The 25,674-nt window shown below is 72.0% G+C and carries 29 protein-coding genes; 22 read left to right on the top strand and 7 right to left on the bottom strand.

All coding sequences use genetic code 11. The annotated features are described in order from the left end of the window. Positions 1–23 precede the first annotated feature (23 nt). Entirely contained in the window at positions 24–626 is a 603-nt protein-coding gene (locus QMG39_RS00340) for a histidine phosphatase family protein (RefSeq protein WP_281881802.1), read from the top strand. Between the two features lie 17 nt (positions 627–643). Here QMG39_RS00340 and QMG39_RS00335 read toward each other — a convergent pair whose 3' ends face one another. After that, a complete protein-coding gene (locus QMG39_RS00335; RefSeq protein ID WP_281881799.1) occupies positions 644–1,012 on the bottom strand; it encodes a hypothetical protein in 369 nt (122 codons plus the stop codon). 141 nt (positions 1,013–1,153) lie between these two features. Continuing rightward, positions 1,154–1,627, bottom strand: coding sequence for a GNAT family N-acetyltransferase (locus QMG39_RS00330; protein ID WP_281881798.1), 474 nt, complete (start codon positions 1,625–1,627; stop codon positions 1,154–1,156). Positions 1,628–1,686: 59 nt separating this feature from the next. Here QMG39_RS00330 and dapB point away from each other — a divergent pair, with 59 nt between their 5' ends. After that, positions 1,687–2,433 (top strand): 4-hydroxy-tetrahydrodipicolinate reductase, encoded by a 747-nt coding sequence (gene dapB / locus QMG39_RS00325; protein WP_281881797.1) that lies wholly within the window; start codon positions 1,687–1,689, stop codon positions 2,431–2,433. Between the two features lie 35 nt (positions 2,434–2,468). Next, positions 2,469–2,885, top strand: a complete 417-nt coding sequence (locus QMG39_RS00320; RefSeq protein ID WP_281887099.1) for a hypothetical protein — start codon at positions 2,469–2,471, stop codon at positions 2,883–2,885. Here QMG39_RS00320 and QMG39_RS00315 read toward each other — a convergent pair. The 4 genes from QMG39_RS00315 to QMG39_RS00300 form a co-directional block, all read right to left on the bottom strand. Continuing rightward, complete coding sequence (locus QMG39_RS00315; RefSeq protein ID WP_281881795.1) at positions 2,854–3,765, bottom strand: TIGR01777 family oxidoreductase; 912 nt, start codon at positions 3,763–3,765, stop codon at positions 2,854–2,856. The two genes, QMG39_RS00320 and QMG39_RS00315, sit on opposite strands and share 32 nt — an antisense overlap. Before the next feature lie 4 nt (positions 3,766–3,769). Next, complete coding sequence (locus QMG39_RS00310) at positions 3,770–4,195, bottom strand: OsmC family peroxiredoxin (protein WP_281881793.1); 426 nt, start codon at positions 4,193–4,195, stop codon at positions 3,770–3,772. A gap of 67 nt (positions 4,196–4,262) precedes the next feature. After that, positions 4,263–4,715 carry a DUF4395 domain-containing protein gene (locus tag QMG39_RS00305; protein ID WP_281881792.1) on the bottom strand — a complete coding sequence of 151 codons (453 nt, stop codon included), beginning with the start codon at positions 4,713–4,715 and terminating at the stop codon, positions 4,263–4,265. Beyond that, positions 4,702–5,148, bottom strand: coding sequence for a thioredoxin family protein (locus tag QMG39_RS00300; RefSeq protein WP_281881791.1), 447 nt, complete (start codon positions 5,146–5,148; stop codon positions 4,702–4,704). Before QMG39_RS00300 ends, QMG39_RS00305 begins: the two co-directional genes overlap by 14 nt. 108 nt (positions 5,149–5,256) lie before the next feature. Between QMG39_RS00300 and QMG39_RS00295 the strand changes: the two genes are divergently transcribed. From QMG39_RS00295 to dapF, 18 genes are all read left to right on the top strand, one after another. Further along, entirely contained in the window at positions 5,257–6,066 is an 810-nt protein-coding gene (locus QMG39_RS00295; protein ID WP_281881790.1) for a thymidylate synthase, read from the top strand. Continuing rightward, positions 6,063–6,653, top strand: a complete 591-nt coding sequence (locus tag QMG39_RS00290) for a dihydrofolate reductase (RefSeq protein ID WP_281881788.1) — start codon at positions 6,063–6,065, stop codon at positions 6,651–6,653. Before QMG39_RS00295 ends, QMG39_RS00290 begins: the two co-directional genes overlap by 4 nt. A 334-nt stretch (positions 6,654–6,987) precedes the next feature. Continuing rightward, on the top strand, positions 6,988–7,857 hold the full coding sequence (locus QMG39_RS00285; protein ID WP_281881787.1) for a type IV toxin-antitoxin system AbiEi family antitoxin domain-containing protein: 870 nt from the start codon (positions 6,988–6,990) through the stop codon (positions 7,855–7,857). 96 nt (positions 7,858–7,953) lie between these two features. After that, entirely contained in the window at positions 7,954–8,931 is a 978-nt protein-coding gene (gene dapA / locus QMG39_RS00280; protein WP_281881785.1) for a 4-hydroxy-tetrahydrodipicolinate synthase, read from the top strand. A gap of 60 nt (positions 8,932–8,991) precedes the next feature. Next, a complete protein-coding gene (locus QMG39_RS00275; RefSeq protein ID WP_281881784.1) occupies positions 8,992–10,668 on the top strand; it encodes a ribonuclease J in 1,677 nt (558 codons plus the stop codon). Positions 10,669–10,746: 78 nt separating this feature from the next. Beyond that, positions 10,747–11,241 carry a GNAT family N-acetyltransferase gene (locus QMG39_RS00270; RefSeq protein ID WP_281881783.1) on the top strand — a complete coding sequence of 165 codons (495 nt, stop codon included), beginning with the start codon at positions 10,747–10,749 and terminating at the stop codon, positions 11,239–11,241. A 95-nt stretch (positions 11,242–11,336) separates the two neighbouring features. Further along, a complete protein-coding gene (locus QMG39_RS00265) occupies positions 11,337–14,162 on the top strand; it encodes an FtsK/SpoIIIE family DNA translocase (RefSeq protein ID WP_281881782.1) in 2,826 nt (941 codons plus the stop codon). A 20-nt stretch (positions 14,163–14,182) separates the two neighbouring features. Continuing rightward, positions 14,183–14,779 (top strand): CDP-diacylglycerol--glycerol-3-phosphate 3-phosphatidyltransferase, encoded by a 597-nt coding sequence (pgsA, locus tag QMG39_RS00260; RefSeq protein ID WP_281881780.1) that lies wholly within the window; start codon positions 14,183–14,185, stop codon positions 14,777–14,779. Continuing rightward, positions 14,772–15,266: a CinA family protein gene (locus QMG39_RS00255; protein WP_281881779.1), complete on the top strand. Its 495-nt coding sequence runs from the start codon at positions 14,772–14,774 to the stop codon at positions 15,264–15,266. The genes pgsA and QMG39_RS00255 overlap by 8 nt, the downstream gene beginning before the upstream one ends. A gap of 136 nt (positions 15,267–15,402) precedes the next feature. Beyond that, on the top strand, positions 15,403–15,711 hold the full coding sequence (locus tag QMG39_RS00250) for a helix-turn-helix domain-containing protein (protein ID WP_281881776.1): 309 nt from the start codon (positions 15,403–15,405) through the stop codon (positions 15,709–15,711). A 70-nt stretch (positions 15,712–15,781) separates the two neighbouring features. Beyond that, the gene (locus tag QMG39_RS00245; RefSeq protein WP_281881775.1) at positions 15,782–16,006 is read left to right on the top strand and encodes a DUF3046 domain-containing protein; all 225 of its coding nucleotides are present in this window, start codon (positions 15,782–15,784) and stop codon (positions 16,004–16,006) included. Positions 16,007–16,277: 271 nt separating this feature from the next. Continuing rightward, positions 16,278–17,351: a recombinase RecA gene (recA, locus tag QMG39_RS00240; protein WP_281881774.1), complete on the top strand. Its 1,074-nt coding sequence runs from the start codon at positions 16,278–16,280 to the stop codon at positions 17,349–17,351. Then, entirely contained in the window at positions 17,348–18,034 is a 687-nt protein-coding gene (locus QMG39_RS00235; RefSeq protein WP_281881773.1) for a regulatory protein RecX, read from the top strand. Before recA ends, QMG39_RS00235 begins: the two co-directional genes overlap by 4 nt. 96 nt (positions 18,035–18,130) lie before the next feature. Continuing rightward, a complete protein-coding gene (locus tag QMG39_RS00230) occupies positions 18,131–19,048 on the top strand; it encodes an ABC transporter ATP-binding protein (RefSeq protein WP_281881772.1) in 918 nt (305 codons plus the stop codon). Next, a complete protein-coding gene (locus QMG39_RS00225) occupies positions 19,045–19,923 on the top strand; it encodes an ABC transporter permease (protein WP_281881771.1) in 879 nt (292 codons plus the stop codon). The genes QMG39_RS00230 and QMG39_RS00225 overlap by 4 nt, the downstream gene beginning before the upstream one ends. A gap of 37 nt (positions 19,924–19,960) precedes the next feature. Continuing rightward, positions 19,961–21,520, top strand: a complete 1,560-nt coding sequence (miaB, locus tag QMG39_RS00220; protein ID WP_281881770.1) for a tRNA (N6-isopentenyl adenosine(37)-C2)-methylthiotransferase MiaB — start codon at positions 19,961–19,963, stop codon at positions 21,518–21,520. Further along, complete coding sequence (gene miaA, locus QMG39_RS00215) at positions 21,517–22,437, top strand: tRNA (adenosine(37)-N6)-dimethylallyltransferase MiaA (RefSeq protein WP_281881769.1); 921 nt, start codon at positions 21,517–21,519, stop codon at positions 22,435–22,437. The genes miaB and miaA overlap by 4 nt, the downstream gene beginning before the upstream one ends. A 5-nt stretch (positions 22,438–22,442) precedes the next feature. Continuing rightward, positions 22,443–23,324 (top strand): diaminopimelate epimerase, encoded by an 882-nt coding sequence (gene dapF / locus QMG39_RS00210; protein ID WP_281881768.1) that lies wholly within the window; start codon positions 22,443–22,445, stop codon positions 23,322–23,324. A gap of 22 nt (positions 23,325–23,346) precedes the next feature. Here the strand turns inward: dapF and QMG39_RS00205 are convergent, their stop codons facing one another. Then, positions 23,347–23,958, bottom strand: a complete 612-nt coding sequence (locus QMG39_RS00205) for a class I SAM-dependent methyltransferase (RefSeq protein ID WP_281881767.1) — start codon at positions 23,956–23,958, stop codon at positions 23,347–23,349. Between the two features lie 41 nt (positions 23,959–23,999). Here QMG39_RS00205 and hflX point away from each other — a divergent pair, with 41 nt between their 5' ends. Next, positions 24,000–25,550 carry a GTPase HflX gene (gene hflX / locus QMG39_RS00200; protein WP_281881766.1) on the top strand — a complete coding sequence of 517 codons (1,551 nt, stop codon included), beginning with the start codon at positions 24,000–24,002 and terminating at the stop codon, positions 25,548–25,550. The last annotated feature ends 124 nt before the right edge of the window (positions 25,551–25,674 follow it).

Genomic DNA, 25,674 nt, shown 5'->3' with positions numbered 1-25,674 from the left:
CCGATCCGACCGAGGGAACCCCTGTGACCCACTACCTCTACCTGGTCCGCCACGGCGAGCAGCTCGACGCCGAACACGGCCTGCCCGACGGCCCCCTGTCGCCTCGGGGGCGGCGGCAGGCGCAGCTGCTCGCGGAGCGGCTCGGCGGCATCCCGTTCGACGCCGCGTGGCACTCGCCGCTGGAGCGCGCGGCCGAGACGGCCGAGATCCTCTCCGAGCGGATGCCCGCGCTGACGTCCGAGCCGTCGCCGCTGCTGTTCGACTGCGTGCCATCGGGCCCGGTCGACGAGATGCCGTCGTTCTACGAGCCGTTCTTCGGCTCGGTGACGGAGGCCGAGATCGAGGCGGGGCGGGCGCAGATGGCGGACGCGCGCCAGGAGTTCCTCCGCGCCCATCGCGGCGACCGGCACGACCTGCTCATCACGCACAACTTCGTGATCGGCTGGTTCGTGCGCGAGGTGCTCGAGGCCCCCGAGTGGCGCTGGGTCACCGTCAACCAGGCCAACTGCGGCCTCACCGTGCTCGTGCAGAAGCCCCGCCGCCCGTGGAGCCTCCTCGTGCACAACGACCTCGCGCACCTGCCGCCCGAGCTGCGCACGGGCCTGCCCGAGCCCTGGGCGATCTGAGCGGGCGCGGATTCGCGTCAGAACTCGCTCGCGCTGATGCCGAGGCGTGCGAGCATCGCGTCGCGCTCGGTCGGCGGCAGCCAGGCGAAGTCGTAGCGGCCGTTCCGTGTCAGGGCGGCGCTCTCGACATCCAGGTAGCCGGAGCGCATCTCGGTGACCGCGAGGAACGGCGGGTAGTCCTCGGTCGACGGCTCCCGCGCGCCGTCGTTCCAGACCACGATGTACCAGACCCACCACTGCTTCCGCAGCGGGCTGAACGGCGACCAGAACCAGCTCAGCGTCGTTGCGACATGACCGTGAACCTCGCCATCGCGAGTGAGCACGCCCACGCCGCCGTCGAACGGCTCGAGCGTTGCATCGGGGTGAGGCGGCTTCACGATCGGCACCCGCCGAGCCTAGTGCCGTCGGCCCCCAGGGCAGCTCGAGCGAACCGTAGGAGATTCGGGCGGATGCCGCCGGCCGACGCGGCGCGTCGCCGAATCCGTCCTCCGTTCGGCGCGCCGGCCGGGCCGTTGAGCGACGGCGCGCTACGGCCGCCGGGCGAACCAGTGGGTCGCGTTCGGGTTGTCGTTGTACGGCGGGATCCCGACGTAGCCGAGCGAGCGGTAGAGCGAGCCGGCGGCCTCGAGGCTCGCGTTGGTGTCGAGCACGAGCTCCTCGGCGCCCATCTCGACGGCGCGGCGCTCGAGCTCCACGAGCAGCGCGCGGCCGCGGCCGCCGCCGCGGGCGGACGGCGCGACCCAGAGGTGCTTGACCTCGTATCGCGCGAGGCCGTCGTCGCCCGGCGCGATGCGGCGCACCCCGCCGCATCCGATGTCGACGCCGTCGGCATGCAGCAGCAGGAACACGCCCGCGGGCGGCGTGAACGGCTCATCGGCGGGGTACGTGGGCGCGTACGCACCCTGCGCGGGCGGGAAGCTCGCGGTGCGCTCGGCGAAGTAGGCGTCGAGCAGGCGCACGGCGGCCGGATCGGTGGGCGGCGTGGCGACGTACTGGTCCATCGCGCCCCAGCCTAGGGCCGGTGGGCCGCCCGGCGGGCGTCGGTTGCTAGGGTGAAGGCGTGACGAGTCGGGTGGCGGTCGTGGGCGCGACGGGCAGGATGGGCCGGCTGGCCCTCGGGCTGATCGAACAGGCGGAGGACCTCGAGGTCCATGCGGAACTCGACTCATCGTCGAGCCTCGACGAGATGGACGGCGCCGACGTCGTCTTCGACGTGACCCGCCCCGGCGTGACCGAACGGGTCGTCGACCACGCGATCGAGCGCGGCATCGCCACCGTCGTCGGCACTTCCGGCTGGTCGGGGGAGCGCATCGACCAGGTGCGCGGCCGGCTCGCCGACGAGGAGGATGCCCCGGGCATCCTGTTCATGCCGAACTTCTCGCTCGGCAGCGTGCTCGCCTCGCGCTTCGCGGCCATCGCCGCGCCGTACTTCGACTCCATCGAGATCATCGAGGCGCATCACGCCGGCAAGGTCGACTCGCCCTCCGGCACCGCCGTGCGCACGGCCGAGCTGATCGGGGGCGCGCACCTCGGCGGTCGCCCGGTCTCCGCGCCGCACTCCGACCAGCGGGCCCGCGGCCAGCTCGTGGCGGGCGTTCCGGTGCACAGCCTGCGCATGGACGGCGTGCTCGCCAAGCAGGACGTCATCATGGGCGCCACCGGCGAGACCCTCACGCTCACCCACACCACGCAGAGCCCGTCGTCGTACGAGGCGGGCATCCTGCTCGCCCTGCGCGCCGCACCCGACGCGCGCGGCGTGCAGGTCGGCCTCGAGACGCTGCTCGACCTCGGGCTCCCGACCGCGTGAGCGCACGCACCACGGCGCGCATCGGCGCCATCGTCATGGCCGTGCTGCTCGTCGGCTACATCGGACTCGTCGGCTGGCGCGCCGTCCTGTTCATCGGATCGGGCGAACCGGTCGGCATCGCCATCGGCGTCGCGCTCGTCGTGCTGCCGGTCATCGCGGTCTGGGCGCTCTGGCGCGAGCTCGCCTTCGGCGTGCGGTCGGAGCGTCTCGTCGACCGGCTCGACGAGGAGGACGGCCTGCCGGAGTTCCCGGCCCAGCCGAGCGGCCGGCCCGACCGGGCCGAGGCGACGGCGGCCTTCGACGCCTACCGCGCCGAGACCGAGGCCGCACCGGAGTCGTGGCGCGCCTGGCTGCGGCTCGGCATCGCCTACGACGCCGCAGGTGACCGCCGACGCGCCCGCGCGGCCGTGCGCCGGGCGATCACGCTGGAACGCGCGTCGGCTCCCCGCTGAGCATCGCGTCGATCGCGGCTTCGGCGGTCGTGTGCACGAACTCGAACCCGTCGCCCAGCAGCCGCGACGGGACGACCTTCGCGCTCGCGAGCAGCATCTCGTCGGCGGCCTGGCCGAGCATCGTGCCCAGCACGGGTTCGGGGATAGTGAACGCGTAGGGCCGTCGCATCCGCTCGGCCAGCGCATGCGCGATGCGGTCGCAGGTCGCGGGCGTCGGCCCGGCGAGGTTGACCGGCCCCGACAGCTTCGACTCGACCAGCAGGTGGCGGATGGCCCGCACCTCGTCGAGCAGGCTGATCCACGGCCAGTGCTGCCCGCCGGTGCCGAGGCGGGCGCCGAGGCCGAAGCGCGTCAGCAGCGACAGTCGCTGCATCGCCCCGCCGTCGCCCATCACGATGCCGCTGCGGAACATGACCGTGCGGGTCTCCTCGGGGGCGAGGCGAGCCTGGTCCTCCCAGCGCGTGACCACCCCGGCGAGGAAGCCGTCGCCCGGAGGCGACTCCTCCGTGAGCAGTTCCGCGGGCCGGTCGCCGTAGACGCCCGACGCCGACGCGTTGAGGAAGACCGCGGGAGGCGTGCGCGCCTGGCGCATCGCGTCGGTGAGCGTGCGGGTCGCCTCGATCCGCGAGTCCAGGATCTCGCGGCGGTACCCGGGCGTCCACGGCAGCCGCGCCAGGTTCGCGCCGGAGAAGTCGATCACCGCGTCGACGCGGTCCATGACGGTGAAGTCGATGATGCCGGAGCCCGGCGACCAGCTCAGTTCGTCGTCGGCGCGGGGCTTCCGCCGCACGAGCTTGACGACGTCGTGCCCCTCGTCACGCAGCAGGGGGACGAGCGATGAGCCGATGAAGCCGGATGCTCCGGCGATGAGCACCTTCACGAGCTCAGGCGAGCTCCGCCTCGATCGTGATCGGGATGCCCGCGAGGGCCTGCGAGATCGGGCAGTTCGTCTTCGCGTCCTCTGCGAATGCCTCGAACTCCTCCTCGCTCAGGTCCGGCACCCGCGCGCTCACCAGCAGGTGGCTTCCGAGCACGCCGCGACCGGCTTCGAACGTGACCGCTGCGGTCGTCTGGAGGCTCTCCGGCGGGTGGCCCGCGCCGGCCAGCGCGTGCGAGAGCGCCATCGAGAAGCACGACGAGTGTGCGGCCGCGAGCAGTTCCTCGGGGTTCGTGGTGTCGCGCACGCCCTCCGAGCGGGCCGCCCAGTTCACGGGGAAGGTGCCGGAGTCCGACGAATCGAGGTGCACATCGCCGGATCCCTCGATCAGGCTGCCCTTCCAGACGGTGGTGGCCTCGCTCGTCACTGCCATGGTGCTCCTCCTCGTCGCGGTGGGAGCCAGCCTAGCCGCGGGCGCTCGCGCGGGGGAGGGGGTTGCCTCAGGAGGCGCGGACGATGCGGGCGCGCACCAGCAGCGCGTACATGCGGCAGCCGAGGCAGAAGTCGAACGCCGCGTTGAGGAACGCCGCGACGAACGCGATCGCCGCCGCGATCCAGACGGCGCCGTCGACGCCGAGGAGCGCGAGCACGAGCCCGGCCGTGGTGACGGCGAACCCGACGCCCTGCGCGAATGTCGGCGGGCGCGGGTCCTCCAGTTCGGTCGGCGGCGCGAGGCGCGGGCGCACGAACCGCTTGAAGAGCAGCCCCCAGGGGTGACGGCGGATGCCGGCGAAGGCGCCCCACGCGAAGAGCGCGACGAGCGCGGCGAGCACCAGCAGGGCCGCGAGCGACGCGCCGACCAGGTCGAGCACGATCACGACCAGCAGCAGCACGGAGGTGATGGCGGCGCCGAAGCGCGGGCCGCGCGGATCGATCGGGTCAGGTCGTGACACAGGGGGTCCTCGGGTGCTCGATGGACGGGGGGAGCGCAGCCGTCACGTCGGCGCGCATGGGCGCCCCGGCGAAGCGCTGCAGCGCGTTGCCGTCCCCGTCGAGGACGACCACGGTGGGGGTCTGGGTGACGTGGAACCGCGACGCGAGCTCGAGGTGGGTCGCGACGTCCAGCTCGACGTGCGCGAGGTCGCCGTCGGTCGCGGCGATCTCGCCGAGCGCGCGCGCGGTGCCGGGGCAGCGGGCGCAGAACTCGGAGGAGAACTGCAGCAGCGTGGCACGTGCCGGCAGCGCGTCGAGGTCGAGCTCGGCGGCATCCGCCCGCTCGCCCTTCGCGGCCGTGGCGCGGCCCTCGCGCCGCTTCAGGACGAGCCCGAGCAACGACGTTCCGGCGACGAGGGTCGCCACCGCGCCGAGAGCGAGCAGGGGGTCCATGCACTCGAATGTACGCCGGTGCGCCTGAACGGCGCCCGAGTGTGACAGCGGATGACGCGCCGCATCCGCCCCCTCCTCATCGCGGCCGGCGGGGGTTAGCATCGGGGCGTGGCCGCAGTCATCCCAACGCCGTACGAAGACCTGCTGCGCGAGGTGCTCGCCGGCGGGACGCCGAAGTCCGACCGCACCGGCACGGGCACGCGCAGCGTGTTCGGCCGCCAGCTGCGCTTCGACCTCGCCGAGGGCTTCCCGCTCATCACGACCAAGCGCGTGCACTTCAAGTCGGTGGCGTACGAGCTGCTGTGGTTCCTCCGCGGCGACTCGAACGTGCGCTGGCTGCAGGAGCACGGCGTGACGATCTGGGACGAGTGGGCGGATGCCTCGGGCGACCTCGGCCCCGTCTACGGCGTGCAGTGGCGCTCGTGGCCGACGCCGTCGGGCGCGCACATCGACCAGCTCGCGCAGGTGATCGAGCAGATCCGCATCTCGCCCGACTCGCGCCGCCTCGTCGTGTCGGCGTGGAACCCGGCCGACATCCCCGACATGGCGCTCGCGCCCTGCCACGCGCTGTTCCAGTTCTACGTGGCCGACGGCAGGCTGTCGTGCCAGCTCTACCAGCGCAGCGCCGACCTCTTCCTCGGGGTGCCGTTCAACATCGCGTCCTACGCGCTGCTCACCCACCTCGTTGCGGCGCAGACGGGCCTCGGCGTCGGCGACTTCGTCTGGACCGGCGGCGACTGCCACATCTACGACAACCACGTCGAGCAGGTGACCGAGCAGCTCACGCGCGACCCGTACCCGTACCCGACGCTGCGCATCACCGCCGACCGCCCGACGATCTCGGACTACGAGTTCGAGGACCTCGAGGTGGTCGACTACGTGCACCACCCCGCGATCCGCGCCGCCGTGGCGGTATGACGGATGCCCCTGAGCCGGCGGCTCCTCGCGCGCTGCCGCCGATCGGCCTGATCTGGGCCGAGGCACGTGGTGGCGTGATCGGCCGCGACGGCGTGATGCCGTGGCACCTCCCCGAGGACCTCGCGCACTTCCGGGACCTCACCCGCGGGGCGCCGGTCGTGATGGGCCGCCGAACCTGGGAGTCGCTGCCCCCGCGGTTCCGGCCCCTGCCCGGGCGCCGCAACATCGTGGTCTCGCGCGGCGCGGCGGCCGCCTTCGACGGCGCCGAGCACGCCGCATCCGTGCCCGCCGCCCTCGCCCTCGCCGCCGCGTCGCCCGAGTCCGCCGCGGCGGCGCCACCCGCGTCGGCGACGGCCGCGCCCGAGCCCCCGGCGCGTATCTGGATCATCGGCGGCGCCGAGCTCTACCGGCAGACCATCGACCTCGCCGACCGCCTCGAGGTGACGCGCATCGACGCCGACATCGACGGCGACACCCGCGCCCCCGCGATCGGCCCGGACTGGCGCCTCGCCGCATCCGACCCCGCCTCCGGCTGGCACGAGGCCGCCTCCGCCCTCCGCTACCGCTTCGACACCCTCACCCGCTGACCTGCCCCGCCGCGCATGCGCGCGTCGCTCGCCGGCCCCGCTCGGCCGAGCCCGCCGAGCGCGAAACGTAGGACTCGATCGTCGACACGCCGTGGCCGCCGCTCGCATCTCCCCACTTCTCCTACCTTTCACCCGGCGGGCTTCGCGTCGTCACTGACCGCCTCGTGCGAAACGTAGGAATCGATCGGCGACCCGCCGCGTGGGCCGCCTGCATCCGCCCACATCTCCTCCGCGTCGCCCCGCATCGTCTCCTCCACCGCCGCCCGAATCGCCCGAACTCCGCGTGAGACGCGGCCGACGCGCACTGGCGTCGGCTACCCGACACCCTGCTCGGGTGACTGAACCGCACCTCGTGCAGCGCACCTGCCGCGACCTCGGCGGCGTCGCGCGCACCGCAGAGCTCGCCGCGGCAGGCGTCGGTCGTCGCGATCTCGCTCGCGCGGTCGACGAGGGCGCGGTGGTACGGCTCCGCCAGGGGATCTACGCCGTGCCCGACCTGGCGCCCGACGCTGCCGAGGCCGTCCGCCACGGTGGCGCGCTCGGCTGCCTGTCGGCGGCCCGAGCCCTCGGGCTCTGGGTGCTGACCGACGACGATCGCCTGCACGTGTCGATGGCCCCGACCGGGCGTTCGCGCGAGCACTCCGATTGCGCGTGCGTCGTGCACTGGACCGGCGGCGGGCTCCGACCCGTCGCGTCCATCGTCGACGTGCTCCGCCAGGTGCTCGCGTGCGCGGGTCCGGAGGAGTTCTTCGTGTGTCTGGAGTCGGCGATGCGGTTGAAGCGGATCGACGCGGACGGGGTCGCGCGCCTCCGCGAGCACGTGCCCGCCTGGGCGCGGCCGCTCATCGACGACGCCCGCTGGGACGCCGACAGCGGCCTCGAGTCCCTGCTGCGGTTCCGCCTCCGCCTGTTTCGGCTGCGGATCCGCTCGCAGGTGGCGATCCCGACCGTCGGTCGCGTGGACCACGTCATCGGCGACCGACTGATCCTCGAGGCCGACGGGCGCGAGAACCACGACGGCGAGTCGAACCGTCACCGCGACCTGGTCCGTGACGCGGCCGCCGCTGCGCTCGGGTTCGACACGCTGCGCTTCGACTACGCGCAGATCGTGCACGACTGGCCGTCGGTTCGTGCCGCGATCCTGGCCAAGGTCGACGCCGGCCTCCACCTGGGGAGTGCGGATCGCAGGAGATTCAGCGCCTGAGCGTGGTCGGCAGCGGCGTGTCGGCCGATTCGTCCTTCAGTTCGCACGCGAAGCGCGGCGCGCGGCGCGGGCCGTTGGAGCGATAGCCTGTACCCCGTGACTTCCCCGGAGAACCCGTTCGGACAGGTGCTCGTCGCACTCGTCACGCCGATGACCGCCGACGGCGAGGTCGACTGGCCCGCGGTCGAACGGCACATGGACCACGTGATCGCGAACGGCGCCGACGGCATCGTCGTGACCGGTACGACGGGCGAGACCTCGACCCTCACCGACCCCGAGAAGATCCGCCTCGTCGAGGTCGGCAAGGACGTCGCGGCGGGCCGCGCCAAGATCATCACGGGCGGCGGCTCGAACGAGACCGCGCACGCCATCGAGCTGTACCAGAAGAGCGAGCAGGCCGGCGCCGACGGCATCATGATCGTCACGCCGTACTACAACAAGCCCACGCAGGCGGGCGTGCTCACGCACTTCCGCATGGTGGCGGATGCCACGGACCTGCCCGTGATCCTCTACGACATCCCCGGCCGCACCGGCGTCCCGATCAAGTACGAGACGATCCTGCGCGTCGCCAAGCACCCGAACATCCTCGCGATCAAGGACGCCAAGGGCGACTTCTCCGAGGTGAGCCGCGTGCTCAACCAGACCGACCTGATGTACTTCTCGGGCGACGACTCGAACGTGCTGCCGCACCTGTCGATCGGCGCGACCGGGCTCATCGGCGTGACCGCCAACATCGTGCCCGGCCCGTACCGCACCATCGTCGACGCGGTGAACGCGGGCGACCTCGCGACCGCCACCGCCGCGCACCGCCAGCTCGAGCCGCTCGTGCGCGCGACCATGACGCACGTGCCCGGCACGGTCGCCGCGAAGTACATCCTCCACGGCCTCGGCCGCATCGGCAGCCCGCGCGTGCGCCTGCCGCTCGTCGGGCCCGAGGAGTGGGAGGCTGCACTCATCGAGGACGAGATCGACCTCGTGCGCGATCTTCCCGGTGTCGACTTCCGCCACTTCCGGCCCGACCGCAACGCCGCCGCGGGCGGCGCGCTGCCGAAGATCGCCGGCACCACCAGATAAGACAGACGGATGCCCCTGAGGGGCCGTCCGCACCACAGACAACCGAACACAGGAGGCCCCATGCAGGGCGAGATCGTCGAACCCGCACCCCTCGAGCCCGGCACGCTGCGCGTGATCCCCGTCGGCGGCCTGGGCGAGGTCGGCCGCAACATGACCACCTTCGAGATCGACGGCAAGATCCTTATCGTCGACTGCGGCGTGCTCTTCCCCGAGGAGCACCAGCCCGGCGTCGACCTGATCCTGCCCGACTTCGCGCCCGTGCGCGACCGACTCGACGACATCGTGGGCGTCGTGCTCACGCACGGCCACGAGGACCACATCGGCGCCGTGCCGTACCTCCTGAAGCTGCGCGCCGACATCCCGCTGATCGGCTCTGGCCTCACGCTCGCGCTCGTGGAGGCGAAGCTCAAGGAGCACCGCATCCAGCCGTACAGCCTCACGGTGAAGGAGGGCCAGCGCGAGTCGCTCGGCCCGTTCGACCTCGAGTTCGTCGCGGTGAACCACTCGATCCCCGATGCGCTCGCGGTGGCGATCACGACGAGCGCGGGCAAGGTGCTCGCGACCGGCGACTTCAAGATGGACCAGTTGCCGCTCGACGGCCGCCTCACCGACCTGCGCGAGTTCGCGCGCCTCGGCCAGGAGGGCGTCGACCTGTTCCTCGTCGACTCCACGAACGCGGATGTCCCGGGCTTCACGCCGCTCGAGCGCGCGATCGGCCCCGTGCTCGACCAGGTCATCTCGCGCGCCGAGCGCCGGGTCATCGTGGCGAGCTTCTCGAGCCACGTGCACCGCGTGCAGCAGGTGCTCGACGCCGCGCACGCGAACGGCCGCCGCGTCGCACTCCTCGGCCGCTCGATGGTGCGCAACATGACGATCGCGGCCGACCTCGGCTACCTGCACGTGCCCGAGGGCGTGCTGGTCGACTACAAGAAGTCGGGCGACATCCCCGACGACAAGATCGTCTACATGTCGACCGGGTCGCAGGGCGAGCCGATGGCGGTGCTCAGCCGCATGGCGAACCTCGACCACCAGATCGAGGTCGGCGAGGGCGACACGGTGATCCTCGCGTCGAGCCTCATCCCGGGCAACGAGAACGCGGTCTACCGCGTGATCGACGGACTCACCAAGCTCGGCGCGAACGTCGTGCACAAGGCCAACGCGAAGGTGCACGTCTCGGGCCACGCGGCCGCGGGGGAGCTCCTCTACTGCTACAACATCCTGCAGCCGAGGAACGTGCTGCCGATCCACGGCGAGTACCGCCACCTGGCCGCGAACGCGGCGCTCGCGATCGACACGGGCGTGCCCGCGAAGAACGTGTTCCTCGGCGAGGACGGCAGCGTCTTCGACCTCAAGGACGGCCAGGTCCGGCAGGTCGGCCAGCTCGACCTCGGCTTCGTCTACGTCGACGGCTCGACCGTGGGCGAGATCACCGACGCCGACCTGAAGGACCGCCGCATCCTCGGCGAGGAGGGCTTCATCTCGGTGATCGTCGTGGTCGACGCCGCGACGGGCCGGGTCATCAGCGGCCCCGAGATCCACGCGCGCGGCTTCGCGGAGGACGACAAGGTGTTCGACGACGTGAAGCCGAAGATCGAGAAGGCACTGGCGGATGCGGCGCACAACGGCGTCCGTGACACGCACGCGCTCCAGCAGGTCGTGCGTCGCGCCGTCGGCGGGTGGGTGAGCCGCAAGCTGCGCCGCCGCCCGATGCTCGTTCCGCTCGTGATCGAGGCGTAGCCCGGGGAGGCGCGAACGCGCAGGCCCCGGTCAGCGCCCGGAAACCGCCGCGAAACACCGTCGGCGTAGCATCCGATCATGGTGGCGTCCTTCACCCTGCGTCCGGCGGTCCCCGCCGACGGGCCGTTCCTGGCCGAGATGGTCGTCGAGGCGGCCAACTGGCACGCGCAGCGCGCACGGCCGAAGTTCGCGGTGCTGACCGATCCCGCGCACGTGCACTACGTGTCGGGCTGGCCGCGGCCGGGCGACGTCGGCGTCGTGGCGGAGGACGCCGACGGCGAGGCGGTCGGCGCGGCCTGGTACCGCATCTTCACCAAGGACGACGCGGCGCACGGCTACGTCGCCACCGGCGTGCCCGAGCTGATCATCGGCGTGCGCCCGATGTGGCGCGGGGTCGGCGTGGGGCGCGCGCTCATGCGCGAGCTCGTGCGCCAGGCGGCCGCGGCGGGCTTCGTGCGCATCGCCCTGAGCGTCGAGCAGGGCAACTTCGCCGAGGGGCTCTACCGCAGCGAGGGGTTCCGCGTCGCCGAGGTGCATCCGCCGCGCCTGACCATGGTGCGACGGCTGACCTGAGCGGGCCGGATGCCGCGCGCGGGCGCGGATCGCCGATCGCGAACACTCGCGCCCGCTTCGCGCTCGAAGTCGGCCGCCACCCGTAACGTGGACCCATGGCCACGAGCACCAAGTCGACGAGTCGCGCCTCCGGGCGGTCCGGCCGCGGCGGCTCGTCGTCCGGGGGAACGACGAAGAAGACCGCCGCGAAGCCGGCCACCAAGGCGACGGCGCGCACCAAGGCGCCCGCGAAGCGCGCCCCGCGCGACCCCGACCGCGATCCGCTGCTCGTCCGCGCGTGGATGGGCATGGCGCACGTCGCCGGCGGCGCCGCGCGTGCTCTCGGCCCCGAGACCCTCGCCAAGGAGGACCGGCGCGACGGCCTGCCGTTCTTCCTCGTGCTGCTCGCCATCGCCGGTGCGGTCGTCGAGTGGTTCCTGATCAACGAGCCGGTCGCCCAGGTCATCGACGCGTGGACGTTCGGCGGCCTGCTCGGCCGGGTGGCGTTCGCGCTCCCGGTCATCCTGCTGGTGTTCGCCATCTGGCTCTTCCGGCACCCCAGCTCGGTGCACGACAACACGCGCATCGGCATCGGCCTGTGGCTCATGCTGCTCACCGTCTCCGGGCTGTGCCACATCTTCGGCGGCCAGCCCGACCCGAGCGAGGGCATGGAGGTGCTCGCGACCGCGGGCGGCATCCTCGGCTGGATGCTCGCCCAGCCGCTCGTGCTGCTCACGACCGACATCGGCGCGACGGCCATCGTCATCCTGCTCCTGCTGCTGTCGGTGCTGATCATTACCAAGACCCCGCCGAACCGCATCGGGTCGCGCCTGGGCGAGCTGTACCGCTGGCTGTTCGGCGCGACGCTCGAGGAGCAGCCCGAGGCGGAGCCGTCCGAGCCGAAGTCCCGCCGGAGGAAGAAGTCCACTCAGGTCGAACTCGACGGCGTCGACGGCGATGACGACGAGCCGTCGTCGCCGGGCGTGCTGCCGTGGTGGCGGCGCAACTCGTCCAACCGCGAGGAGGACCCCGAGTACGCGGGCGGCGACGGCATGACCGAGGTGTTCGGCGACGGCCGTTCCGAGGGCGGCTTCGACTCCGCGCTCGAAGGCCCGCCCGACGGGCGTGCCGAGTACGGCGCCGCGGTCGAGGGCGACCTGCAGCGCGCAGAGTCCGCGATCCAGCAGTTCGGCGGCACGGGCGCCACGACCGGCCTGCAGGCCGACGGTGCGACCGGGGCGGCCGGCGCGACCGAGGTGCTCCCCGGGTTCGGCGCCGCCGCGGCGGGGGAGTCGGGGTTCGACCCGGACGCGGTGCCCGAGGCAGCGCCCGAGGCGGAGCATCCGTACCACCTGCCGGCGGCCTCCACGCTCGCTGCCGGTGCCCCGGCGAAGTCGCGCTCGTCGGCGAACGACGACGTCGTGCGCGCGATCACGCACGTGCTCGACCAGTTCGGCGTCGATGCGAAGGTCACCGGGTTCTCGCGCGGACCGACCGTGACCCAGTACGAGATCGAGCTCGGGCCGGGCGTCAAGGTCGAGCGCGTGACCGCGCTGTCGAAGAACCTGTCGTACGCGGTCGCGTCGAACGAGGTGCGCATCCTCTCGCCGATCCCGGGCAAGAGCGCGATCGGCGTCGAGATCCCGAACTCCGACCGCGAGATCGTCACGCTCGGCGACGTGCTGCGCTCGTCCACCGCATCCGGCAGCACCCACCCGATGACCATCGGCGTGGGCAAGGACGTCGGCGGCGGCTACGTGGTCGCGAACCTCGCCAAGATGCCCCACCTGCTGGTCGCGGGCTCCACCGGCTCGGGCAAGTCGAGCTTCGTGAACTCGATGATCACGAGCCTGCTGATGCGCGCGAAGCCCGCCGACGTGCGCATGGTGCTGATCGACCCCAAGCGCGTCGAGCTCGCGCCGTACGCGGGCGTGCCGCACCTGATCACGCCCATCATCACGAACCCGAAGAAGGCCGCCGAGGCGCTGCAGTGGGTCGTGAAGGAGATGGACATGCGGTACGACGACCTGGCGTCGTTCGGGTTCCGCCACATCGACGACTTCAACAAGGCTGTCGTGAACGACCAGATCGTGCTGCCCGAGGGCAGCGAGCGGACGCTCAAGCCGTACCCGTACCTGCTGGTCGTCGTCGACGAGCTCGCCGACCTCATGATGGTCGCCCCGCGCGACGTCGAGGACTCGATCGTGCGCATCACGCAGCTCGCGCGCGCGTCGGGCATCCACCTGGTGCTCGCGACGCAGCGCCCGTCGGTCGACGTCGTCACCGGCCTCATCAAGGCGAACGTGCCGTCGCGGCTCGCGTTCGCTGTGACGAGCGTGACCGACTCGCGCGTCATCCTCGACCAGCCGGGCGCCGACAAGCTCATCGGCCAGGGCGACGGCCTCTTCCTGCCCATGGGCGCGTCGAAGTCGATGCGCGTGCAGGGCGCGTGGGTGAGCGAGACCGAGATCGAGAAGGTCGTCAAGCACGTCACCCGCCAGGCGCGGCCCGAGTACCGCAAGGACGTCGAGGCGGCGGTCGAGAAGAAAGAGATCGACTCCGACATCGGCGACGACCTCGAGGTGCTGCTCGCGGCGGCCGAGCTCGTGGTGTCCACGCAGTTCGGTTCGACGTCGATGCTGCAGCGCAAGCTCCGCGTGGGCTTCGCCAAGGCGGGCCGGCTCATGGACCTGCTCGAGTCGCGCGAGATCGTCGGGCCGTCCGAGGGCTCGAAGGCGCGCGACGTGCTCGTCACCGCCGAGCAGCTGCCGGGCGTGCTGGCCAGGCTGCGCGGCGAGGAGCCGGCCGAGCATCGCCCCGCGGCATCCGCCGCCCCCGCAGAGCCCTACGAGGGCGACCCGGTCGCGCGCATGTCGGCAGGTCGTGAGGAGGTCGACGGCGGGTCGGACGAGGACGCCTGGGGACTCACCGGCCGCGACTGAGCGGGCGGTAGTCTTTCCCCATGAGCGACGCCGACAGCCCGACCCGATCGGCGAACTGGAACCTCCCGAACGCCATCACCGTGGTGCGCATCCTGATGGCGCCGTTCTTCTTCTGGATGCTGCTGGCGGATGCCGGTGACGACGGACCGCTCCGCTGGATCGCCGCCGCATTCTTCATCATCGCGATCTCGACCGACGGGCTCGACGGCCACATCGCGCGCAGTCGCGGGCTCGTCACCGACCTCGGCAAGATCCTCGACCCGATCGCCGACAAGCTCCTCACGAGCGGCGCGCTGGTCTGCCTGTCGATCCTCGGCGAGCTGTGGTGGTGGGTCACCGCGCTGATCATCGTCCGCGAGGTCGGCATCACCGTGTGGCGCCTCGTCGAGCTGCGCCGCGGCAACGTCGTGCCGGCATCGAGCGGCGGCAAGCTGAAGACCGTCGTGCAGGCGGTCGCGATCTCGCTCGCGCTCACGCCGACGTGGCTGCTCCTCGGCGACTGGGTCTTCTGGGTGAACTGGTTCGCGATGGGCGTCGCACTCGTGCTCACGGTCTGGTCGGGCGCGGTGTACCTGGTCCACGCGGCGAGGCTGCGGCGCACCGGGGCGGATGCCTGACGACGCGCGCTCGCTCGTCGAGGCGCTCGCCGCGCGGGGCATGACGCTCGCGGTCGCGGAGTCGCTCACCGGCGGCATGCTCGCCGCGCGGATCGTCGACGTGCCCGGGGCATCCGCCGTCTTCGTCGGAGGCGTCGTGGCGTACGCGACCAAGCTGAAGCACGACCTGCTCGGGGTGGATGCCACGCTGCTCGTGGAGCGCGGACCGGTGGACGCAGAGGTGGCCCGGCGACTCGCCGAGGGCGTGCGGCGCGCGTGTGCGGTCGACGGCCGCGAGGCGGACCTCGGGGTGGCGACGACCGGAGTCGCGGGGCCGGACCCGCAGGGCGGGATGCCGCCGGGGACAGTGTTCGTGGGGGTCGCAACCGACGCCGGATCGCGGGCCGTCGAGCTCGCGCTGACCGGCGACCGGGCCGCGATCCGCACCGCGACGGTGGATGCGGCGATCGCGGAAGCGGTTGCGGAAGTACGGAATAGACGGCGTTAACAGGCCGTTACATGTACGGCATTCACACGCAAAGCCCAGTGTGCGACGCTAATGTCGTAGGAAGGGAACCAGTCGCCCGCCGACCGGTTCCCGGATCGGCCGCCCGGGCCGATGGGCAGAGAGAAGGAGGTTCCCGATGGTTCTGGTTCGTCAGGAAATCGGCGATGTGCTGAGGGACTTCCGCCTGCAGAAGGGTCGGACGCTCCGTCAGGTCGCGAGCAAGGCCAGCGTGGCCCTCGGCTACCTGAGCGAGGTGGAGCGCGGCCAGAAGGAGGCCTCGAGCGAGATCCTCGCCTCGGTGGCGGAGGCGCTCGAGACCCCGATCTCGACTATCATGCGCGAGGTCGGCGACCGTCTGGCAGTGATCGAGGGCATCGACCCGATCCCCGACACGGTCCCCGACGAGTTCGTGGCCGGCTTCGACGCCGACATGATGGTGCGCTGACCACGACACATCGACGTACGGAACGACCGGCCCGCGGGCCGGTCGTTCTCGTTTCCCGGCAGGAGGGTCCGTGAAGCTCAGCGAGTTCCGCATCGCCGTCGACGACGAGTTCGGCGCCGGCTACGGCCGCGTCGTCGTCGCCGACCTCGTGCTGCCCACGCTCGCCGGACGCACTGCCGAGCAGGCGCTGTCCGACGGCGTGCCGGCGCGCGTGGTGTGGGATGCGCTGTGCGACGCGACGGACGTCCCGGGGCAGCGTCGGTACGGCGTCGGGCGACTCGATCACGACCGGTGACCAGTGTGCGGATGTTCGATGAACCACCCATGACACGCGGCGTGTCGCTCGAACACGTGTTCGGTTCGCTGGCGTAGTCTCCTCAACAGGCGGGTGAGCCCCGCGCGTCGGGAACTCCACGGCGCTGCAACCGGCGGATGTCGGGGGTGGTGCGTAGCGTGAACGGCGTCGGATCACACCGCACCGCCTTGTCGACGAGGTGTCCCGGGTCACGGCCCGGGCGCGGAGCGACAGCCTACAGGCAGCAGCACCGAGACGAAGGAGACAGCACATGCCCTCACCCGCAGACCGCGAGAAGGCCCTCGAGACGGCCCTCGCGCAGATCGACCGCCAGTTCGGGAAGGGCTCGGTGATGCGCCTCGGCAGCGAAGAGCGCGCTCCCGTCGAGATCATCCCCACCGGCTCGATCGCACTCGACGTCGCGCTCGGCGTGGGCGGCCTCCCGCGCGGCCGCATCATCGAGATCTACGGCCCGGAGTCGTCGGGTAAGACGACCCTCACGCTGCACGCCATCGCGAACGTGCAGCGCGCCGGCGGCATCGCGGCGTTCATCGACGCCGAGCACGCGCTCGACCCCGACTACGCCAAGAAGCTCGGCGTCGACATCGACTCGCTGCTCGTCTCGCAGCCCGACACCGGTGAGCAGGCGCTGGAGATCGCCGACATGCTCATCCGCTCGGGCTCGATCGACCTGGTCGTCATCGACTCGGTGGCCGCGCTCGTGCCCCGCGCTGAGATCGAGGGCGAGATGGGCGACTCGCACGTCGGCCTCCAGGCGCGGCTCATGTCGCAGGCGCTCCGCAAGATCACCGGTGGCCTCAACCAGACCAAGACCACGGCCATCTTCATCAACCAGCTCCGCGAGAAGATCGGCGTGTTCTTCGGCAGCCCCGAGACGACCGCGGGCGGCAAGGCGCTGAAGTTCTACGCGTCGGTCCGCCTCGACATTCGCCGCATCGAGACCCTGAAGGACGGCGGCGACGCGGTCGGCAACCGCACCCGCGTGAAGGTCGTGAAGAACAAGATGGCCCCGCCGTTCAAGCAGGCCGAGTTCGACATCCTCTACGGCGTCGGCATCTCCCGCGAGGGCAGCCTCATCGACTACGGCGTGGACCAGGCCATCGTCAAGAAGTCGGGCGCCTGGTACACGTACGACGGCGACCAGCTCGGGCAGGGCAAGGAGAACGCCCGCAACTTCCTCATCAAGAACCCCGACATCGCCGAGGAGATCGAGCAGAAGATCCTCGGCAAGCTCGGCATCGGTGCCAAGGGCATCCCGATGGGCGACGGCGTCGGCAACGTCGAGTCCATCCAGGGCAAGCTCGGCGCCAAGAAGGGCGCATGACCCGCTCGACGAGATCCGGCCGGAGCGATCGCGACGACGACGCGATCGCCCCGGTCGCCTACCTGCCGTGGGTGCGGCCGGGGCAGGAAGCGGCGCCCGCCGAGCCCTCGCAGGTCCCTGCGTCCGGGTCGCGGAGCGAGCTGTGGGGCGCGGTTCCCGGTTCGGAGATGTCGGACTGCGAGCGCGTCGAGGAGCGACTCGCGGCGACTCCGGCGATGGACGACGATCGGGTCGACCGCGTCGTGCTCGCCCGGCTGCGGCGGTCGTCGCTCAGCGTGGCCGAGGTGCGCCGACTGCTCCGCGAGCAGGACGTCCCGGCCGAGGACGTCGACGCCTGGATCGATCGCTACGAGCGGCTCGGCTACCTCGACGACCGCTCGTTCGCCGACCAGCTCGCGGCGTCGCTCGTCGAGCGCAAGGGATACGGCGCGGGGGCGGTCCTCGCCGAGCTGCAGCGCCGAGGCATCGAGCCGGGGCTCGCGCGCGAGACCGTCGACGCGCTCGACGGCGACGACGAGCGGTCGCGGGCGATCGAGCTGGCGGCAGAGCGTGCCCGCCGCATGGGGTCGCTCGACCGCATGACCGCGGTGCGCCGGCTCTCCGGCTACCTGCAGCGCCGCGGCTACTCGGGCGACGTCGTCCGCGAGGCGGTGGACGCCGCGCTCGACGGCGCGCACGTCTGATCTGACCGCGCTCCGCCCGACGGACTCCGCCGCCCGGTCTTGTGCCGCGGCGCGTCCGCGCAATACCGTGGCGAATCGAAGAGGGCGGAGGCGACCGTGTCGATCCACGTGGCGAACCTCACGAAGCGGTACCGCGGTGTCGTCGCCGTCGACGACATCTCGTTCTCGGTCGACGACGGGAGCGTGTTCGCGTTCGTCGGCACCAACGGCGCCGGGAAGTCGACCACCATCGGCTGCGTCACGACCGTGCTGCCGTTCGACGAGGGCGAGGTCTCCGTGCTCGGCCATGACGTGGTCACGTCGGGCGAGCGCGTCCGCGAGTCGATCGGCGTGGTCTTCCAGGACTCGCTGCAGGACCCGCTGCTGACCACGAGGGAGAACCTCAGACTTCGCGCCGTGCTGTCCCGGGTGCCGCAGCGCGAGGTCGACGCGCGCATCGACGACGTCGCGGCACTCATCGGGCTCGGGAGCTTCCTCGACCGCCGGTACGGCAAGCTGTCGGGCGGCCAGCGACGCCGCGCCGACATCGCCCGCGCCCTCCTCCACGAACCGGAGATCCTCTTTCTCGACGAGCCGACCGCCGGCCTCGATCCCGGCAGTCGCGCGATCGTCTGGGACACGCTCCACGAGCTTCGAGAACGGGGGAGCTTCACCATCTTCCTCACCACCCACTACCTCGAGGAGACCGAGGAGGCCGATCGCGTCTGCATCGTCGACGACGGTCGCATCGTCGCGGAGGACACCCCCGAGCGGCTGCGTGCGGCGCACAGCCGCAGCATCCTCACCGTCGAGACCGACGACGTCGACCTGCTCGTCAGCCTCGCGCGATCCGTCGGCGCGGAGCCCGCGCTCGAAGTCGGCCGGGTCGAGATCGGCGTCTCGGGAGCCGACGTCGCGCTCGACCTGCTGCGGCGCCACGGCGACCACGTGCGCGACTTCGAGTTCCGCCACGGCAGCATGGACGACGTCTTCCTCGCCCTCACCGGGCGCGAAGCGACGGCGGGGGTGCGGTGAACGTGGTCCGCGCGCTCGTCGCGCGCAACCTCAGGCTGTTCTTCCGCGACCGGCTGAACGTGTTCTTCTCGCTGCTGGGCGCGATCATCCTGTTCGGCCTCTACACGTTGTTCCTCAGCAACCTCCAGACCGGCAACCTGGCCGACGACCTCCCGGGTGCGACCACCCAGGAGGTGCAGGCCTTCGTCGACAGCTGGATGTTCGCCGGCATCGTGCTGATCACCACGGTGACCACCGGCCTGGGCGCGCTGGTCTCCCTCGTCGACGACGGGCAGTCGGGGCGCTTCCGCGACTTCCTCGTCGCGCCGCTGCAGCGTGGCCAGCTCGTGCTCGGCTACCTCATCGCGGCGGTGCTCATCTCCCTGGTGCTCTCGGGCGTCGTCTTCGTGATCTCGCTGCTGTACCTCGGCTTCCTCAGGGGCGCGTGGCTGCCCCCGGACGCGCTCCTGCGCAGCGTCGGCGTGATCGTGCTCTCCTGCATCGCATTCACCTCGTTCTCGGCGCTGATCGTGAGCTTCGTGCACACGAGCGGGGCGTTCTCCGCACTGGCGACGATCGTCGGCACGGTGCTCGGCTTCGTGGCGGGCGCCTACCTGCCGATGGGCCTTCTGCCCCCGGGCGTCGCGTCGATCCTCTCGGCGATGCCGTTCGCCCAGGCCGGCATGCTCCTGCGTCGCGAGTTCTCCGACGAGACCCTCGAGGTGATGACCGCGGGAGCCCCGGGTGCGGCGGAGCCGCTACGGCTCTTCTTCGGGCTCGACCTGGTCGTCGGGGACTGGGCGGTGCCCGTCGGGTTCGTCGTGGCAGTGATGGTGGCCATCGCCGTGGCGTGCACCGCGCTGTCCGCCGTGCGGATCCGGGGCCGCATCCGATGATCCGTGGGCGGCGGGCCCCCTCGTACAATGGACCATCATGACCGCCCCGTCCTCCGCGCCGACGCTCGTCGCGCCATCCCCGGCCGCACGTGACGACGCCGGTCGCGCGCGCACGTACGAGGTGCGCACCTTCGGCTGCCAGATGAACGTGCACGACTCCGAGCGCCTGAGCGGCTCGCTCGAGGCCGCCGGCTACGTACCCGCCGACGGCGCCGAGCCCGACGTCGTCGTCATCAACACCTGCGCGGTGCGCGAGAACGCCGACAACAAGCTCTACGGCAACCTCGGCCACCTCGCCGGCGTCAAGCGCCGGCACGAGGGCATGCAGATCGCCGTCGGCGGCTGCCTCGCCCAGAAGGACACGAGCACCATCCTCGAGAAGGCGCCGTGGGTCGACGTGGTGTTCGGCACCCACAACATGGGCGCGCTGCCGCGCCTGCTCGAGCGCGCCCGGCACAACGACGAGGCGCAGCTCGAGATCCTCGACGCGCTCGAGACGTTCCCGTCGACGCTGCCGACGAAGCGCGACTCGAGCTACAGCGGCTGGGTGTCGATCTCGGTCGGCTGCAACAACACCTGCACCTTCTGCATCGTGCCGTCGCTGCGCGGCAAGGAGAAGGACCGCCGGCCCGGCGACATCCTCGCCGAGGTGCAGGCGCTCGTCGACGACGGGGCCATCGAGGTCACGCTGCTCGGCCAGAACGTGAACTCCTACGGCGTCGAGTTCGGCGACCGGCAGGCGTTCGGCAAGCTGCTGCGCGCCGCCGGGCGCATCGACGGCCTGGAGCGCATCCGCTTCACGAGCCCCCACCCGGCCGCGTTCACCGACGACGTGATCGACGCGATGGCGGAGACGCCCAACGTCATGCCGCAGCTGCACATGCCGCTGCAGTCGGGTTCCGACCGCATCCTCAAGGCCATGCGCCGGTCGTACCGCAGCGAGCGGTTCCTCGGCATCCTCGACAAGGTGCGCGAGCGCATCCCGCACGCGGCGATCAGCACCGACATCATCGTCGGCTTCCCCGGCGAGACCGAGGAGGACTTCCAGGAGACCCTGCGCGTGGTCGAGGCGGCGCGGTTCGCGTCGGCGTTCACGTTCCAGTACTCCATCCGTCCCGGCACGCCCGCCGCGACCATGGACGACCAGGTGCCGAAGGAGGTCGTGCAGGACCGCTACGACCGCCTCATCGCCCTGCAGGAGCGCATCAGCCTCGAGGAGAACCAGGCAGTCGTCGGCCGCGAGGTCGAGCTGCTCGTCGCCACCGGCGAGGGCAAGAAGGACGCCGAGACCCGCCGCATGTCGGGTCGCGCGGAAGACAGCCGGCTCGTGCACTTCGAGGTGCCGGACGGTTCCGAGCTCCCGCGCCCCGGCGACGTCGTCACCGTCACGGTCACGCACGCCGCGCCGTTCCACCTCATCGCCGACTCGCCCGACGGTGCGCCGCTGCGCATCCGTCGCACGCGCGCCGGCGACGCGTGGGACCGCGCGCAGGCCGAGAGCTGCGGCGTCCCGGCCGCCCCCGGCGCGGCATCCGGCGGCGCCGTCTCGCTCGGCCTGCCGACCGTGCGCGTGGTGGACGAGACCCGCACGACGTGACCCTGATCGCGGTCGTCGGCGCGACCGGCACCGGCAAGAGCGAGTTCGCGCTCGACGTCGCAGACGCGATCGCCGCGCGCGGCGGCACCGCCGAGATCGTCAACGCCGACGCCATGCAGCTGTACCGCGGCATGGACATCGGCACCGCGAAGCTCACGGTCGACGAGCGCCGCGGCGTGCCGCACCACCTGCTCGACGTGCTCGACGTCACCGACGAGGCATCCGTCGCCGCCTACCAGCTCGAGGCGCGCGCCGCGATCTCCGCGATCCGCGAGCGCGGAGCCGTGCCGCTGCTCGTGGGCGGCTCCGGACTGTACGTGTCGGCCGTGCTCTACGAGTTCGAGTTCCCCGGCACCGACGCCGAGGTGCGTGCGCGGCTCGAGGCCGAGCTCGAGCGCGACGGCCGGGGCGCCCTGCACCGCCGCCTGCGCGAGCTCGACGCGCCCACGGCCGAGGCGGTGGGCCCGCACAACGCCCGCCGCATCGTGCGCGCGCTCGAGGTGATCGAGGTGACCGGCGAGCCCGCCGCCGCCCGGCTGCCCGACGAGCCCGTTCCGTGGACGCAGCACGAGACCGTGCGCCTCCACGTCGACCGAGACGCGCTCGTGCCCCGGCTCGACGCGCGCGTCGAGCGCATGTGGCGCGACGGGATCGTCGACGAGGTGCGCGGGCTCATCCCGCGGGGCATCGAGCGCGGGGTCACCGCGAGCCGAGCGATCGGCTACGCGCAGGCGATCGCAGAAGTGCACGAGCGGATGCCCCGGGCCGACGCCATCGCCGAGACCCAGGCGCTCACGCGGCGCTACGCCCGCCGCCAGGTCGGCTGGTTCCGCAGGTACGCCGACGCGACCGTGATCGACGCGACCGACGCCGACGCCAGGGCCGCGCAGGTGCGCCGCCTCGCGACCCTAGACTGATCGGCATGCCGTTCGATCTGCCGTTCACCAAGGGCCAGGGCACGGGCAACGACTTCGTGCTCGTCTCCGATCCCGATGGGGAGCTCGACCTCACGCCCGAGCGCGTGCGCGCGATGTGCGAACGCCGGTTCGGCGTCGGCGGCGACGGCGTCATCCGCGCGGTGCGGTCGCGCGCGATCGACGAGGGCGCCGCCGCGCTCGCGGAGGAGCCCGACGCAGAGTGGTTCATGGACTACCGCAACGCCGACGGCTCGATCGCCGAGATGTGCGGCAACGGCATCCGCGTCTTCGCCCGCTACCTGCTCGAGCAGGGCCTCGCGGTGCTCGAGCCCGGCAGCACGCTGCCGATCGGCACGCGCACCGGCGTGCACGACGTGATGGCGAGCGCCACCGGGTTCCAGGCCGACCTCGGCCGCTGGCGCCTCGAGGGCGGCGAGCCGCTCGTGCGCGCCAAGGAGCTGCCGGTCGCGCGCCCCGGCCTCGGCGTCGACGTGGGCAACCCGCACGTGGTCGTCGCGGTCGCCGACGACGAGGAGCTCGAGTCGATCGACCTGTCGTTCGTGCCGGTGCTGGAGCCCGCGCCCGAGGCGGGCGCGAACGTCGAGTTCGTCGTGCCGGGGGAGCCGCTCGTGGTCGACGGCGTCGGGCGCATCCGCATGCGCGTGCACGAGCGCGGGTCGGGGGAGACGCTCTCCTGCGGCACGGGCGCGGTCGCCGCGGCGCTCGCGGTGCGCCACTGGGCGGGCGAGGGCGCGCCGAACGAGTGGCGCGTGCAGGTGCCCGGCGGCATCCTCGGCGTGCGCATGTTCCCGGCCGAGGACGGCGAGCACGTGGCGCTCGCGGGCCCGGCCGAGCTGGTGTTCGACGGCGTGCTGACGGTCGAGTAGCGCGCGGCGCTCCCGGTCGGGCTCAGCCCGCTCGGCGCACCCGCAGCACTCGGAATCCCTTGCTGATCGCCTCGCGCGTCACGTCGAAGTCGTCGGGGAGTTCCCCCTGCAACCAGCGTTGCAGTGAGTCCGAGCCGAGGTTGCGCTGCACGACGAGCCAGGCGTCGCCGCCCGGCTCGAGACGCGGCAGCCAGCGCAGCAGGAGCGCGTGCAGCTCCTGCTTGCCGATGCGGATGGGCGGGTTCGACCAGATGCTGCGGAACTGCAGCCCCTCGGGAACATCGTCGGGCAGCGACGCGTTGACCTGAGGCAGGCCGAGCGCGGCGGCGTTGCGGCGCACGAGGTCGAGGGCCCGCTCGTTCACGTCGACCGCCCAGACGTCGGCGTGCGGCGACTCGAGGCCGAGCGTCAGCGCGATCGGCCCCCAGCCGCAGCCGATGTCGAGCAGCGCACCGCCGGGGGGCGGCTCGGGTGCGTTGGCCAGCAGCACCCGGGTGCCCTGGTCGATGCGGTCGGGGCTGAAGATGCCGGATGCGGTGGTCAGCGTGACATCGCGACCGGCGAGTCGCACCTGCAGGGGCCGGAGGGCGCCGGAGCTGGCGGGCTGCGACGAGAAGTAGTGGTCCGACGCCATAGAGGGAACGTAGCGCAGAGCGAGGAACTAGGGTTAACGGGATGGATCGTACCGAGGAACGGCTGACCGCCGAAGACGACGCCGTGGAGCGAGTGCTCGCCCACGGCGATGCGCACGCGCGCGGATTCAGCCTGTTCGACGGTCGCGCCGGGGCGCTCCAGGCGCATGAGACGGCGACGGATGCCCCGGGCGGCGACGCCTACGACGGCGACCAGTTCGACCGTGAGGACCGCGCAGCGCTCCGGCGCGTGGTGGGCCTGTCGACCGAACTCGAGGACGTCACCGAGGTCGAGTACCGGCAGCTGCGCCTCGAGAACGTGGTGCTCATCGGCGTGCACCCGCAGGGCGGGCTGCGCGACGCGGAGAACTCGCTGCGCGAGCTCTCGGCACTCGCCGAGACGGCCGGCGCCCGAGTGCTCGACGGGCTGCTCCAGCGGCGGCCGCATCCCGATCCCTCCACCTACCTGGGCCGCGGAAAGGCCGAGGAGCTGCGCATGATCGTGCAGTCCCTCGGTGCCGACACGGTCATCGCCGACACCGAGCTCGCCCCGAGCCAGCGTCGTGCGCTGGAGGACGTGGTGAAGGTCAAGGTCATCGACCGCACCGCCGTGATCCTCGACATCTTCAGCCAGCACGCGAAGAGCCGCGAGGGCAAGGCGCAGGTCGAGCTCGCGCAGCTCGAGTACCTCCTTCCGCGACTGCGCGGCTGGGGTGAGTCCATGTCCCGCCAGGCCGGTGGCCAGGTGGGCGGCGCGGGCGCCGGCATGGGCTCCCGCGGACCCGGTGAGACGAAGATCGAGCTCGACCGTCGTCGCATCCACACTCGCATGTCCCGCCTGCGCAAGCAGATCGCGGCGATGAAGCCCGCCCGCGAGGCCAAGCGCGCGAACCGCCGCCGCAACGCGGTGCCGTCGGTCGCGATCGCCGGGTACACGAACGCCGGCAAGTCGAGCCTCGTCAACCGCATCACGGGCGCGGGCGTGCTCGTCGAGAACGCCCTGTTCGCGACCCTCGACGCGACCGTGCGCCGTAACCAGACCCCCGACGGCCGGCTCTACACGATCGCCGACACGGTCGGCTTCGTGCGCAACCTGCCGCACCAGCTCGTCGAGGCGTTCCGCTCGACGCTCGAGGAGGTCGGCGACTCCGACCTGATCGTGCACGTCGTCGACGCGTCGCACCCCGACCCGGCGAGCCAGCTCGCCACGGTGCGCGACGTCATCGGCGAGCTCGGCGCCCGCGAGATCCCCGAGCTCGTGGTCTTCAACAAGTCCGACCTGATCGACGACGAGGAGCGCCTCGTGCTCCGCGGCCTCGAGCCCGACGCGGTCTTCGCCTCGGCGCGCACCGGCGCGGGCATCCCCGAGCTGCTGCAGGCCATCGCCGACCGCATCCCCGACCCGTCGGTCGAGGTCGACCTGCTCGTGCCGTACGACCGCGGCGACATCGTCTCGACGCTGCACGAGGCCGGTCGCGTGCTCGAGGTCGACTACCGCGACGAGGGCACGCACGTGCGTGCGCTGGCCAACCCCGAGCTCGCCGCGCAGCTCGCGCAGTACGCGGTGCGCCCCGCGGCATCCGTCGCCGAGTAGCACCGGAACCCCGACCCACCGGCGCTGAGTCCCGTCGTCATATTCGGTCACGGGGGCAGACAGGCGCCGGATTCGGGCGTATCGTCATGCCCGATCGTTTGCGACGGGCCGAGCCCGCCGCGTG

This window comes from Agromyces rhizosphaerae (assembly GCF_027925245.1).
Classification (GTDB): Bacteria; Actinomycetota; Actinomycetes; order Actinomycetales; family Microbacteriaceae; genus Agromyces; species Agromyces rhizosphaerae.
Note: the sequence above shows the minus strand (reverse complement) of the source record. Positions and strands in the feature narration are given on the sequence as shown.

Bases quoted from the DNA above. Each gene is read 5' to 3' on its own strand.
- QMG39_RS00255 (WP_281881779.1), top strand. From the start codon at position 14,772: ATGCCTGACGACGCGCGCTCGCTCGTCGAGGCGCTCGCCGCGCGGGGC.
- QMG39_RS00205 (WP_281881767.1), bottom strand. From the start codon at position 23,958: ATGGCGTCGGACCACTACTTCTCGTCGCAGCCCGCCAGCTCCGGCGCC.
- QMG39_RS00250 (WP_281881776.1), top strand. From the start codon at position 15,403: ATGGTTCTGGTTCGTCAGGAAATCGGCGATGTGCTGAGGGACTTCCGC.
- QMG39_RS00235 (WP_281881773.1), top strand. From the start codon at position 17,348: ATGACCCGCTCGACGAGATCCGGCCGGAGCGATCGCGACGACGACGCG.
- QMG39_RS00265 (WP_281881782.1), top strand. From the start codon at position 11,337: ATGGCCACGAGCACCAAGTCGACGAGTCGCGCCTCCGGGCGGTCCGGC.
- QMG39_RS00310 (WP_281881793.1), bottom strand. From the start codon at position 4,195: ATGGCAGTGACGAGCGAGGCCACCACCGTCTGGAAGGGCAGCCTGATC.
- pgsA (WP_281881780.1), top strand. From the start codon at position 14,183: ATGAGCGACGCCGACAGCCCGACCCGATCGGCGAACTGGAACCTCCCG.
- QMG39_RS00300 (WP_281881791.1), bottom strand. From the start codon at position 5,148: ATGGACCCCCTGCTCGCTCTCGGCGCGGTGGCGACCCTCGTCGCCGGA.
- miaB (WP_281881770.1), top strand. From the start codon at position 19,961: ATGACCGCCCCGTCCTCCGCGCCGACGCTCGTCGCGCCATCCCCGGCC.
- dapF (WP_281881768.1), top strand. From the start codon at position 22,443: ATGCCGTTCGATCTGCCGTTCACCAAGGGCCAGGGCACGGGCAACGAC.
- QMG39_RS00330 (WP_281881798.1), bottom strand. From the start codon at position 1,627: ATGGACCAGTACGTCGCCACGCCGCCCACCGATCCGGCCGCCGTGCGC.
- QMG39_RS00275 (WP_281881784.1), top strand. From the start codon at position 8,992: ATGCAGGGCGAGATCGTCGAACCCGCACCCCTCGAGCCCGGCACGCTG.
- QMG39_RS00290 (WP_281881788.1), top strand. From the start codon at position 6,063: ATGACGGATGCCCCTGAGCCGGCGGCTCCTCGCGCGCTGCCGCCGATC.
- hflX (WP_281881766.1), top strand. From the start codon at position 24,000: ATGGATCGTACCGAGGAACGGCTGACCGCCGAAGACGACGCCGTGGAG.
- recA (WP_281881774.1), top strand. From the start codon at position 16,278: ATGCCCTCACCCGCAGACCGCGAGAAGGCCCTCGAGACGGCCCTCGCG.
- QMG39_RS00320 (WP_281887099.1), top strand. From the start codon at position 2,469: ATGGCCGTGCTGCTCGTCGGCTACATCGGACTCGTCGGCTGGCGCGCC.
- QMG39_RS00270 (WP_281881783.1), top strand. From the start codon at position 10,747: ATGGTGGCGTCCTTCACCCTGCGTCCGGCGGTCCCCGCCGACGGGCCG.